The sequence below is a fragment of the Pseudoalteromonas sp. JSTW genome (assembly GCF_013423925.1).
GTDB classification, from domain to species: Bacteria; Pseudomonadota; Gammaproteobacteria; order Enterobacterales; family Alteromonadaceae; genus Pseudoalteromonas; species Pseudoalteromonas lipolytica.
In genome coordinates this window covers 798,083-810,897 of sequence record NZ_CP058972.1, presented here as the reverse complement: position 1 = coordinate 810,897, position 12,815 = coordinate 798,083, and the positions used below count along the sequence as shown (strand labels likewise).

Annotated in this window: 10 protein-coding genes and 1 tRNA gene; 2 read left to right on the top strand and 9 right to left on the bottom strand. The window is 43.1% G+C overall.

The window, feature by feature from the left end:
- The first annotated feature begins 23 nt into the window (after positions 1 to 23).
- A complete protein-coding gene (locus GZH31_RS03785) occupies positions 24 to 644 on the top strand; it encodes an AhpA/YtjB family protein (protein WP_036970587.1) in 621 nt (206 codons plus the stop codon).
- On the opposite strand, the gene GZH31_RS03780 is transcribed toward GZH31_RS03785, so the two are convergent.
- From GZH31_RS03780 to prfC, 4 genes are all read right to left on the bottom strand, one after another.
- Positions 611 to 1,384 (bottom strand): TatD family hydrolase, encoded by a 774-nt coding sequence (locus GZH31_RS03780; protein WP_036970590.1) that lies wholly within the window; start codon positions 1,382 to 1,384, stop codon positions 611 to 613. The genes GZH31_RS03785 and GZH31_RS03780 overlap by 34 nt on opposite strands.
- Positions 1,385 to 2,023 (bottom strand): pyridoxamine 5'-phosphate oxidase, encoded by a 639-nt coding sequence (pdxH, locus tag GZH31_RS03775; RefSeq protein ID WP_036970594.1) that lies wholly within the window; start codon positions 2,021 to 2,023, stop codon positions 1,385 to 1,387.
- A gap of 244 nt (positions 2,024 to 2,267) precedes the next feature.
- Positions 2,268 to 4,010: an arginine--tRNA ligase gene (gene argS / locus GZH31_RS03770; protein ID WP_036970597.1), complete on the bottom strand. Its 1,743-nt coding sequence runs from the start codon at positions 4,008 to 4,010 to the stop codon at positions 2,268 to 2,270.
- A gap of 59 nt (positions 4,011 to 4,069) precedes the next feature.
- Positions 4,070 to 5,653 carry a peptide chain release factor 3 gene (gene prfC, locus GZH31_RS03765; RefSeq protein ID WP_180311390.1) on the bottom strand — a complete coding sequence of 528 codons (1,584 nt, stop codon included), beginning with the start codon at positions 5,651 to 5,653 and terminating at the stop codon, positions 4,070 to 4,072.
- 249 nt (positions 5,654 to 5,902) lie between these two features.
- Between prfC and GZH31_RS03760 the strand changes: the two genes are divergently transcribed.
- Positions 5,903 to 8,557, top strand: a complete 2,655-nt coding sequence (locus tag GZH31_RS03760) for a hybrid sensor histidine kinase/response regulator (RefSeq protein WP_118844052.1) — start codon at positions 5,903 to 5,905, stop codon at positions 8,555 to 8,557.
- A gap of 3 nt (positions 8,558 to 8,560) precedes the next feature.
- On the opposite strand, the gene rimI is transcribed toward GZH31_RS03760, so the two are convergent.
- From rimI to guaB, 5 genes are all read right to left on the bottom strand, one after another.
- Positions 8,561 to 9,007: a ribosomal protein S18-alanine N-acetyltransferase gene (gene rimI, locus GZH31_RS03755; protein ID WP_065978446.1), complete on the bottom strand. Its 447-nt coding sequence runs from the start codon at positions 9,005 to 9,007 to the stop codon at positions 8,561 to 8,563.
- Entirely contained in the window at positions 8,994 to 9,296 is a 303-nt protein-coding gene (locus GZH31_RS03750) for a hypothetical protein (protein ID WP_036970608.1), read from the bottom strand. Before GZH31_RS03750 ends, rimI begins: the two co-directional genes overlap by 14 nt.
- A gap of 68 nt (positions 9,297 to 9,364) precedes the next feature.
- Positions 9,365 to 9,441: transfer RNA gene (locus GZH31_RS03745), tRNA-Trp, on the bottom strand.
- A 146-nt stretch (positions 9,442 to 9,587) separates the two neighbouring features.
- Complete coding sequence (guaA, locus tag GZH31_RS03740) at positions 9,588 to 11,165, bottom strand: glutamine-hydrolyzing GMP synthase (protein ID WP_065978447.1); 1,578 nt, start codon at positions 11,163 to 11,165, stop codon at positions 9,588 to 9,590.
- 101 nt (positions 11,166 to 11,266) lie between these two features.
- The gene (guaB, locus tag GZH31_RS03735; protein ID WP_036970614.1) at positions 11,267 to 12,736 is read right to left on the bottom strand and encodes an IMP dehydrogenase; all 1,470 of its coding nucleotides are present in this window, start codon (positions 12,734 to 12,736) and stop codon (positions 11,267 to 11,269) included.
- Positions 12,737 to 12,815: the final 79 nt, after the last annotated feature.

Genomic DNA, 12,815 nt, shown 5'->3' with positions numbered 1-12,815 from the left:
TGTCAGCAGCGTATACGGTGACTATGAAAAATAACCAACTTAAAACTCCATTTTCGGCTACTTATCGCCAACGCATCGTGCGATTAAGCCTAGCTGCGGCCTGTTTTGTGTTGCTTAGTTGGGTTGCCGTTAATAGTAGCTTTCAAAGCCATCAACTACTTTATGACAGTGCTAACAGTACCGCGACAAGCCTAACAAAATTTATGGCGCTTAATGCGCAGACCCCGCTCGAAGAAAAAAATAAGCCCGCATTAAATGCACTGTGTAATAACATAGCAGAAGACGAGTATGTTTTAGCAGCCATCGTTTATGACCAACAAGGGATCCAAATTGCCGCCAGTGATAACTGGCAAAGCCACCACACATTTGGACTTTTACCAGACTCGACCCCGGGAATAAGTAAACTCAAAACCCCCTTTGTCGAGCCTGTAATAAGCGATGATGAGCGTCCGATAGGCTTTGTAACCATCACTTATTTAACACAAGCGTCAATTGCAACCAGTCACAGCAGTTTTCATGATTTAGGCAGACAGGTCTTACTCATGTTGGTTATTACCTGTATTTTTACATGGCAACTAGGCCGAGGATTAAAGCGCTGGCAGGTAAATCGTTATATCAAAAAAAGTGCTGAGCAAGAGTCATAAAGCGCATCAGCTAACAATTGCTTTTCAGTACCCGAGACACCTTTTAGCTCACATAGGTGAGTAAACACCTCTCGTATTTTTAGTGGCGTATTGATTTGCCCTTGAGAGCCTGCAAGTGGCATTGAGGGCGCATCGGTCTCAAGCACTAAATGCTGGGGGGCAATATTACTTATCACTTGGCGTGTTTTTTCAGCTCGAGGGTAACTTATCACCCCACCCACCCCGAGTTTAAAACCTTGCTTAATATAGCTGTTTGCTTGTTGCTGCGACCCGGAAAATGCATGAATTACCCCGCCATATTTAGGCTTGCATCGCTTGAATGAACGCGCAATGAGATCATGGCTTTGTCGGTGGTGAACTATCAGCGGGAGTGCCAATTGGTTAGCAAGCTCAATCTGCCCTTCAAATAACGCAATTTGTTTATCAAGATTATCAATACTGCGATCAAGCCCGCATTCACCAATCGCAACAAGTTCATTCGCATGGGTTTTAGCAAGCTGCTCTAGCTCGCTTAGATGATGAGGTTGATGCTGTGATAAAAAATAAGGGTGTAAGCCTAGTGCAATTGATACGCTTGGATACGATTTTGAAAAGCAAAGCAATTGGGTCGATTGTGCCAAGCTAATACCCGGCACAACAAAGTGCGCGATCCCTGCGTTTTGACACGCGTCGATAAGCGCGTCGCGATTCTCATCAAACTCGCTAAAATCGAGGTGACAATGGGAATCAATAAAACGCATTTATGGATTTAAACGACCGAATTGCCAACTGCCGTCAGCGTTGCGCTGATACATAAAGCGGTCATGCAAACGGTGTGCACCGCCTTGCCAAAATTCAACTTTAGTCGGCTCTACACAGTACCCTCCCCAAAAATCAGGGAGAGGAATTTCACCATTAGAAAACTTCTGCTTCATTTTAGCAAAGGTTTCCATTAGCACTTTACGAGACGAGACAGGGCGACTTTGCGCAGACGCCCAAGCTGCAAGCTGGCTTTCCTTAGGACGCGATAAAAAGTACTTTGCCACTGCTGTGGTTGGTAATGGTTTTGCTTCGCCATACACAATTACTTGACGCTCCATATGGTGCCAAGGAAAGTGTAAGGAAATTTTGTTGTTCCCTTTAAGCTCTTGCGCTTTGCGTGAGCCCGTATTGGTAAAAAACACGAAGCCGTTTTCATCAAGGTGCTTTAGCAAAACGATGCGCTGCGAAGGCTGACCATGCTCATCAACCGTTGCCACCACCATTGCCGTCGGATCTGGCAAGTTAGTTGCCACAGCCTGCTCAAGCCATTTTTCAAACTGCTTAATAGGCGATGCATCAAGCATGTCTTCAGATAAACCATCCTGTAAATATTCACGGCGAATATCTTCAAGTTTCATTTAAAAATTCCTTCTATCACAGTAAGCTATCAGCTAAAAATTAAGCAACATTTATATCTTGTCAATTTTTGTTGGGTGTCGCTGCGCTCTACCCAACCTACGAAGGCGGTAACATACGTTATCTGCAAGTGTAGGAGTGCTAGCAAGGCAATGAGCTTATTTATGCCATGGAGCATACGTTTTTGTATGTGACTTAGGCTAAATAAACTCATTAACGCAGCTAAAGCGAACTACACGAAGCAGATTACATTTGCTCCATAACTTCGATACCTAACAAATCCAACCCTTTTTCAAGCGTCTTCGCAACCAAATTACACAGTACTAAACGGCTATCACGTACACTTGGTTCTACACCGTCTTTAAGTACTGGGCACGCTTCGTAGAACGTCATGTATAGGCTTGCAAGTTCGTATAGGTATCCACATAGTACGTGTGGTGTTGCTTCGCTGATCATCAGGTCGAGTACTTCTTCTAATTGGAGAAGTTTTAGCGCAAGTGCTTTTTCTTGCGGCTCGTTGATAGCAACGTCTGCTGTTAATGAAGCGGCATCGATACCTGACTTGCGGAAAATACTGCGAACACGCGTATACGCATATTGAAGATAAGGTGCAGTTGCGCCTTCGAAACTCAACATCGTATCCCAATTGAAGATATAGTCGCTGGTGCGGTGCTTTGAAAGATCCGCATATTTTACTGCGCCAATCCCTACTTTACGGGCAATTTCACTACGCTCTTCGTCGCTTAGATCAGACTCACGCTCTGCAAGCTTTGCTGCTGCACGCGTGATTGACTCTTCAAGTAAGTCAGCTAGTTTAACGGTGCCACCCGTACGTGTTTTGAATGGCTTGCCATCTTCACCCATCATGGTGCCGAATGGGCAAAACTCGTAACTAGTTTCATCACGTAACAAACCAGCTTTACGTGCAGTTAGCTCAACTTGGTTAAAGTGTAAGCTTTGACGCGCATCAACAAAAATTAAGATACGGTCAGCACCAAGTTTGTTTGAGCGGTAATCACACGCTGCTAAGTCAGTTGTCGCGTATAAGAAACCGCCGCCTGATTTTTGCACGATAAATACTGAAGGTTCACCGTCTTTATTAGCAAGCTCGTCTAGGAACACAACTTGTGCGCCATTAGACTCAACAGCAATGTGCTTGTCTTTTAATAAAGCGATGATATTAGCAAGCTCACTGTTGTAAGCACTTTCAGCCATGATATCGTCTTGTTTAAGCGTAACATTTAAGCGCTTATACACTTCTTCAGAGTGCTTCACTGACGTGGCAATGAATAGCTTCCACAGCTTTTCACAGTGCGCATCGCCACCTTGTAATTTAACCACGTAGTCACGGGCTTTATCGGCAAAGCCTTCTTCATCATCAAACCGTTTTTTCGCATCGCGGTAGAAGGTTTCTAAGTCTGCCAGAGCCACTTTGTCTAAGTCGACACCTTGGCTAATTTGGTCTTCTAAATGCGCAATCAACATACCAAACTGCGTACCCCAGTCTCCCATGTGGTTTTGACGAATAACATCATCACCACGGAACTCAAGCGCACGAACAACAGCATCGCCAATGATCGTAGAACGTAAATGGCCAACGTGCATTTCTTTCGCAAGGTTGGGTGATGAGTAATCAACCACAACTTTTTGCGCGGTTGCATGCGGTGAAACCGCGAGCTTTTCATCTTCATTCGCTGCTTTTAAGCTTGTTGATAAAAATTCAGGCTTTAAGTGAATGTTGATGAAACCTGGGCCTGCAATTTCTGTTTTTTCTGCGATATCAGCAAGGTCTAGGTTATCGATAATTTTTTGTGCCAGTTCGCGTGGGTTTGATTTTAGCTTTTTAGCCGCTCCCATCGCGCCATTGATTTGGTAATCACCAAACTGCGGGCGTGTACTTTGTGTTACCGCGGGGTTCGTGTCTTCGGGTAGTCCTGCTGCAACCATGGCTGCAACGGCTTTTTCAATTAAAAGAGTACGGATATTCATTGTAATTTTTACCTTTATTGCCCGCCATGCGGGCACTTAAAATATGTGCCTGTGTAAGCTTAGTTTTCGCGTGTATGGTTAAACTTAATATCAGGATAACGTTCCATTGATAAGTTTAGGTTTACACGACTTGGCGCGATGTAAGTAAGGTTATCCCCCCCATCTAGCGCTAAGTTGCTTTCGCACTTGCGTTTAAACTCTTCAAACTTTTTAGTATCGTCTGAACTTACCCAGCGTGCAGTATTAACACTGACCCCTTCATAAATAGCATCTACGTTGTATTCTGCTTTTAAGCGTGCAACAACCACATCAAACTGTAGTACACCAACAGCGCCAACGATAAGGTCGTTGTTAATAAGTGGTCTAAATACTTGCACCGCCCCTTCTTCTGATAACTGCACTAAGCCTTTTAATAACTGCTTTTGCTTAAGAGGATCTTTTAGACGAATACGGCGGAATAATTCAGGCGCGAAGTTAGGAATACCGCTAAACTTCAACTTTTCACCTTGGGTAAAAGTATCACCAATTTGAATCGTACCGTGGTTATGTAAACCAATAATATCGCCCGCATAAGCATCCTGCGCACGTTCGCGGTCACCGGCCATAAAGGTTACCGCATCAGAAATGCTCACTTGCTTGCCAATACGTACGTGATTCATCTTCATACCTTGGCTGTATTTGCCTGATACGATACGCATGAAAGCAATGCGGTCACGGTGTTTAGGGTCCATATTCGCTTGAATTTTGAATACGAAACCAGTGAAGTTTTCTTCTGTTGCAAGCACTTGGCGATCTTCTGTTTCGCGTGGTAATGGTGACGGAGCCCACTCAGTTAAGCCATCAAGTACATGGTCAACACCAAAGTTACCTAGCGCCGTACCGAAGTAAACAGGTGAGAGTTCGCCCGCTAAAAAGAGGTCTAAGTCAAACTCGTGCGATGCACCAATTACCAGCTCAAGTTCTTCACGTAATTGCTCTGCTAGTTCGCTGCCGATGGTTGCATCTAGCTCAGGGTTATCTAAGCCCTTAATTGTACGAACTTCCTGAATAGTGTGGCCTTGGCCGGTGCTATATAAAATCGTTTCTTCGCGGTGAATATGGTAAACACCTTTGAATTCTTTACCACAGCCAATCGGCCATGTTACTGGTGCACATGCAATGTTTAGTTCGGTTTCTACTTCGTCTAATAACTCCATAGGATCACGAATATCACGGTCACACTTATTCATAAAGGTAACGATTGGCGTGGTACGTAAGCGCGTTACTTCCATTAATTTACGTGTGCGATCCTCAACACCTTTTGCCGCATCGATAACCATTAAACACGAGTCAACTGCGGTCAAGGTACGGTATGTATCTTCAGAGAAATCTTCGTGTCCTGGTGTATCAAGAAGGTTTACCAAACGCTGGTTATAGGGAAACTGCATTACTGACGTAGTTACCGAGATACCACGTTCTTTTTCCATTTCCATCCAGTCAGATTTAGCGTGCTGGTTTGAGCCACGACCTTTTACGGTACCTGCTTTTTGGATTGCTTGTCCGAATAACAGCACTTTTTCTGTAATGGTGGTTTTACCCGCATCCGGGTGCGAGATAATCGCAAAGGTGCGTCGTTTATTAATTTCGGTAGTTAAATTAGACATGTAAGCTGCTTTTAGTCATAACAAAGCACACCTAGCGGCTCTAAAAACGAGAGGCCTCGGTGCGCACTGAAAAATAAAATAGAATTGCGGGCATTATACCCTGTTTGTCTTAGCCAAAAAAGCAGCGATTGTAAGTAATTATTCCCCCTTGATAAGCAATTTTCGTTGTTCACTTTTTTGCTAAGCTTGTGTAATCAAGTTGTAACGCATACTATTGACAAATTGCACGGAGGGATATCAATTTAGGTCATGAAAACCAGTAAGCTCAGTATTCGATTATTATGGTATATCACGCCATTAGTGATCTTACCTTTGTTGTTTTTAGGTGGCTTTACGTTAACCAATGTGACCAATTCAACAAAAAAACAAGCAGAGCTTATTGTGAGTCGCTTTGTTGAGCAGCAACAGCATAAAATTTTCAACTATATTGACTCATTTCATTCCATCACTCGCCTTTTATCAACCTCTCCGGTACTTGCCGATTTTTTAGCACGCGAGCCTAATTCGAAAAATCAGTATATAGAACACCTCGGCGAGTTAATGAATGTATTTGCCAGTTACTCAGAAGCGTACCCTGATATTGTCAGCATTAACTATGTTGACTCGCAAGGTAAAAGTGATGCGTTTTATTCGAGCCAATTAACTCCTGCACCTAAAAGTTACCCGTTTTTTGATCAAGTTCTACAGTCTAATTTACGTCAACAACAATTTATGATCCCCAAAGAAGACGGCTCAACCAGTCTTTATTTTGTGCACCCTATTTACAATATCGACTATTACTTAAAACGACCCCAAGAGTTAGGCTTTATCGTTGTTCATGTTGAGCCATCAATTTTGAACACCAGTATTTTAGAAGCCCCTTTTAATAACACCTTAAACCTATTTTTGACCAGTAAAGGGCAAATACTCTTTAGCTCCGACTACGATTTACGGGGCAACTATTTAAGTGAGTATGAATTAGAACAAATTAAAGGCTTGGCCGATTATGGCAAGCTGTCTAGCATTGAACTGTCGAGTATCGATAAAGAAGAGCGTATTATTTATGCGGTACAAATGACCGATGGCGATTATTATGTATCGACCACGCCCAAAGATTTACTTTACCAATCTGGTAAAGCCATTAGTTTAATCACCGCGCTGATTGTGATCATCTCGGTTATTTCGTTACCCATTTTAATTTATATTGTGGTACGCAATTTACTACTCACCCCTGTTGAGTTATTGGGTGCGGCCAGCCATCGCGTTGGAGATGGTGACTTATCGGTGTATTTACCCGCCCACACCAATGATGAAGTCGGTGTATTATTTAACGACTTTAACCACATGGTGAACCAGATTCGTCATTATCAAGATGAGTTAAAAGAGTATAAACACCACCTAGAAGATAAAGTTGAAAGCCGTACAAAAGCACTTGAAGCAATGAATAGCAAGCTTGAAATAGCCATTGCACAAGCTGAACAAGCGAATCAACTTAAAAGTCGTTTTTTAGCGAATATGAGTCATGAAATTCGCACGCCTCTTACTGCCATTATGGGGTTTACCGAACAGCTACTTCACAATAAAGATGCCGTGAATGACGACCAGCATTTAAGCACTATTTTAAGAAACTCAAAACACCTGCTTGAGCTCATTAATAACATTCTCGACTTATCAAAGATTGAAGCTGAAAAGCTTGCTGTAGAGTGTGGGCCATGCTCAGTCGTCCAATTAATTCATGATCTTGATTCGATTATTCGTCCACTGGCAAACGAAAAACGATTAGAGTTTACAATTAACTACAGCCTGCCAATTCCTAAAAGTATTAACAGTGATACGACCCGTTTAAAGCAAATATTAATCAACATAGCTAGTAATGCAGTGAAATTTACCGAACAAGGGCATATCTCCATTGATATTCGCTACAACAGTGCAAAACAATATCTAGAATTTGCGATTCAAGATACAGGTATTGGTATGTCAGAGCGCGAAGTTGAACGGGTGTTTAAACCGTTTGAACAAGCCGATGCCACAACAACTCGCCGCTTTGGCGGTACTGGGTTAGGACTTTGTATTTCGAAAAACTTGGCTCAGCTATTAGGAGGGGATGTTTACCTTAAGAGCGAGCCCGGTATAGGCAGCTGTTTTACAGTGCAAATTGCGTGTCACCTAAAACCAGAGCAACAACAAAATGACGCCTTTATTCATAACTTAGAGCAATTGTCACCCAGTAAAGATCTACAGCTTTCTTTTGCCTCAAATAGTTTTGATGCAAATATATTGGTCGCCGAAGATAACCCTGATAACCAATTGCTTATCAAACTGTTATTACAGACCTGGGGACTTGAGCCAGACATCGCGAAAAACGGCGCAGAAGCCGTTGAAATGGCACTCGTCAATGACTACCAACTCATTATTATGGACATGCAAATGCCTGTTATGGGTGGTTTAGAGGCGACGCAAATGCTGCGCCATGCAGCCTACGATGGCCCAATCATCGCGCTTACGGCAAATGTAATGAAAACCGATGTTGACACCTATCTCGAAGCAGGCTGCGATGAAGCACTTGCAAAACCGATTGATAAAAATGCCCTTGAGCAAGTGCTGGTTAGTTATTTAAATATTGAAAAAGACAGTCAAAACAAGTGGGAAAATTTACTCAAGAGTGAGAAGTTCCAGCAAATTAACGACAACTACCGTTCTAAATTACCTGACTACCTCAACCAAGTCGTGCAGTTGTACCGAACTAAAGAGTGGGAAGCATTACGCTCGCTGGCACACAGTCTAAAAGGCAGTGCGGGTTGCTTTAGCTTTGAGGAAATCCATGAGACTGCGGGGCAACTCGAAACGGCACTACGCAGTAACCAAGCCCAGCAAATAGAACAAAGTTACGAAATGCTTATCAGTGCGTTAAAAAAGGCTTCTTAAACGCTAGAAGCGTAAAGTTAAGCCCATTAAAATGGCATCTTCGTTACCTGTTGCTGTCGGATAATAATTTTTTCGCACCGACATATGAGAAAAACCTGCACGCTCATATAGTGCAATGGCACGCGTGTTTGACTCTCGCACTTCTAAAAATAGATTCTCAGCGTGCTGTTGCTCACCATGATGAATAAAAGCATCTAAAAGCTGCTTTGCAATGCCCTGCCCCTGATGACTTGGCGCCACACAAATATCCATTAACGTGTAGTCAGGCCCAGCTTGCTCACCAATGTAAAAACCAAGCATCTCATCACCTTTAAAAGCGGCAAGATTAAAGTAACGTCCAGCTAAACACGACAACATGGTTTTTTCGGTCCATGGGTGACTGTGACAGGCATTTTCGATTGTCATTAGCTGAGTTATATAATTTGCATCAACAGGCTTAAAGCTTATCAAGTTGTTCACCAATTAAAGACCACAATTGTTTTTTTTGCTCACTGTTAAGTTTCTCACTTGGTAAGGCTAAACAGCCATCCTGCCAGCTTATATTTGGCGCTTTGACAACGTGTGTAATCACCAAAGGAGCACATGCTTTTTCAAGATCATGATGAAACTGTAACGAGAGTGTAAGCGGCGTTTGCTCAGACATTGGCGCATGTTCTACTTGAACATCAGGCACTGTTCGATAGTGTTGGTTTAACTCTAAAGATTGTACAGAAAATATCGCAGCGTAACTTGGATTCATAACAACTCAATCATGATTAAGAGCAAGTAATATAGGGAGATTTGCGATTAAAGTAAAGCGGGAAGAAATGGCAGGGGCGGAGAGATTCGAACTCCCAACCGTCGGTTTTGGAGACCGCTGTTCTACCAATTGGAACTACGCCCCTGCAATGACGATGAATTATATAGAGCTTTTTATAAAGGTAAAGTAAAAAAACACAGTTTGTGGTTCAACTGCTTTCAAAATAAACAAAACGGCGAATTAGCAAGCTAATCCGCCGTTTTTTATACGGTAGTTACAGAAATAAAAGGATTATTCCCACTCGATAGTTGCAGGTGGCTTACCTGAAATATCGTAAACAACGCGTGAGATACCATCAATTTCATTAATGATACGGTTAGACACCACCCCCAAGAACTCATAAGGTAAGTGTGACCAACGTGCTGTCATAAAGTCGATTGTTTCTACACAACGCAGTGATACAACCCAATCATACTTACGCGCATCACCCATTACACCGACTGATTTAACAGGTAGGAATACCGTAAACGCTTGGCTTACTTTGTGGTAAAGCTCAGCTTTGTGTAGCTCTTCGATAAAGATAGCGTCTGCACGGCGAAGTAAATCACAGTATTCTTTCTTGATTTCGCCCAGTACACGTACACCTAAACCTGGCCCTGGGAATGGGTGACGGTAAAGCATGTCGTACGGTAAACCTAACTCAAGACCGATTTTACGTACTTCGTCTTTGAATAGCTCACGTAAAGGCTCAACAAGACCCATTTCCATGTCGTCTGGTAAACCACCTACGTTGTGGTGAGACTTGATTACGTGTGCTTTACCTGTTGCTGATGCAGCAGATTCGATCACGTCTGGGTAGATAGTACCTTGACCTAACCAACGTGCATTCTTCAGTTTCTTCGCTTCTGAATCAAATACTTTGATAAATGTATGACCAATTGCTTTACGCTTGTCTTCTGGGTCTGATTTACCGGCAAGATCTGCAAGGAATTGATCTTCAGCATCTACTTTGATGATGTTTAGGCCAAACTTGTTACCAAACATATCCATGACTTGTTGGCCTTCGTTTAAACGAAGTAAACCGTTATCAACAAATACACAAGTCAGCTTGTCGCCAATCGCACGGTGAATAAGCATCGCAACAACCGATGAATCAACACCACCTGAAAGACCTAAGATAACTTCATCGTCACCGACTGTTTCTTTAATTCGCTCAATCGCATCGTCGATGATTTTTGCAGGTGTCCAAAGCTTTTCACAGCCACAGATATCAATCGCAAAACGCTCAAGAAGACGAAGACCTTGGTGAGTATGTGTCACTTCTGGGTGGAATTGTACGCCGTAAAAACGCTTTTCTTCCCATGACATAGCAGCATGTGGACACGTTGATGTTTTAGCAGTCGTTTTGAAAGTATCAGGTACTTCCATTACTTTATCGCCGTGGCTCATCCATACATCAAGTACGCCTGCGCCGCCATCTGTAATGTGATCTTCAATAGCATCGAATAACGCACAGTTGCCTACTTTTTCAACTTGCGCATAACCAAACTCTTTCTTATCTGAGCTGTGTACACTTCCGCCAAGTTGCATTGCCATTGTTTGCATGCCGTAACAAATACCAAGTACAGGCACGCCTGCATTAAATACATACTCTGGAGCACGTGGGCTGTTATCAAGCGTTGTTGACTCAGGGCCACCCGACAAGATAATACCTTGTGGGTTAAACTCGCGGATTTGCTCTTCTGTTACATCCCAAGCCCACAGCTCACAGTAAACACCAATTTCACGTATACGACGTGCGATTAATTGCGTGTATTGCGAACCAAAATCTAAAATGAGAATTCGTGAATCGTGAATGTCTTTGCTCATGGAGTATCTCGTTAGTCAGGAACTGCTCTCCCACAGGGGAGATGAAAAATAAATAAGGGCTAGCATATGCTAGCCCATGTAATTTCAATACGTTACGGTTATTAACCTAAACGGTAGTTTGGCGCTTCTTTGGTGATTTGCACATCGTGAACATGTGATTCACCCATACCAGCCGACGTTACACGGACAAACTGAGGTTTAGTATTTAACTCTTCAATTGTCGCACAGCCAGTTAAGCCCATTGCACTGCGAAGACCACCCACTTGTTGGTGAATGATTGTCGCAATAGGTCCTTTATAAGCAACACGGCCTTCGATACCTTCAGGAACAAGCTTGTCTGCTTCGTTCGATTTCTGGAAGTAACGGTCTGATGAACCTTCTTTTTGGTTCATCGCACCAAGGCTACCCATACCACGGTATGACTTGTAGTAACGGCCTTGATATAGCTCAACTTCACCTGGTGCTTCTTCTGTACCCGCGAGCATTGAACCCACCATGACACATGATGCACCCGCAACCAGTGCTTTTACGATATCGCCAGAGAAACGAATACCACCGTCAGCAATAACAGGAATGTCACGGCCTTTTAAGCCTTCAACTGCATCTGAAATAGCGGTGATTTGTGGTACACCACATCCTGTAACGATACGTGTAGTACAGATAGAGCCTGGGCCAATGCCCACTTTAACGGCATCAACACCTGCATCAGCAAGGGCAATTGCACCTTCAGCTGTCGCAACGTTACCCGCTACGATTTGTAAATCTGGGTATGTTTGACGAGTTTGTGCAACACGGTCGATAACACCTTGTGAGTGACCATGTGAAGTATCGATAAGTAATACGTCAACACCCGCTTCAACAAGGGCAGCGATACGCTCATCAGTACCTGGGCCAACACCTACAGCAGCGCCTACACGTAAACGACCTTGTTCGTCTTTACATGCGTGAGGTTTGTCTTGTGCTTTTTGATAATCTTTTACAGTGATCATGCCTTTCAGTTTAAATGCATCATCAACTACAAGAATTTTTTCGATACGGTGCTCGTGCATGAGACCTAAAATTTCATCGCGGTCTGCACCTTCTTTTACAGTCACTAACGATTCTTTTTTCGTCATCACTGTAGAAACAGGCTGCTCAAGTTTAGTTTCAAAACGCATATCACGGCTTGTAACAATACCTACAAGGTTATTGTCAGCGTCGGTTACAGGGAAACCTGAAAAACCTTTTTCTTCTGAAAGCGCGATAGCATCAGCAATTGTTAGATCCGCAGTCACAGTAACAGGGAAAGAAACAATACCTGCCTCGTACGTTTTTACTTTACGTACGTTTTTAGCTTGCTCTTCGATTGTCATGTTTTTGTGGATAAAACCTAAACCGCCTTCTTGCGCTAGCGCAATCGCCAAGCGAGCTTCTGTTACAGTATCCATAGATGCTGAAACTAGCGGCAAGTTAAGTTTGATACCACGCGTTAAGCGAGTTGAAATATTTGCCGTGTGTGGCAAAACAGTAGAATGACCTGGTACTAAAAGTACGTCGTCAAAGGTAAGAGCTTCTTTAGCAATTCTAAGCATTTTGGCAACTTCTCACATGTGGATCTGAGTATAAGGAATTGCGGCCAAATTTTATCAGCGTTATGCGCATGAGTAAATA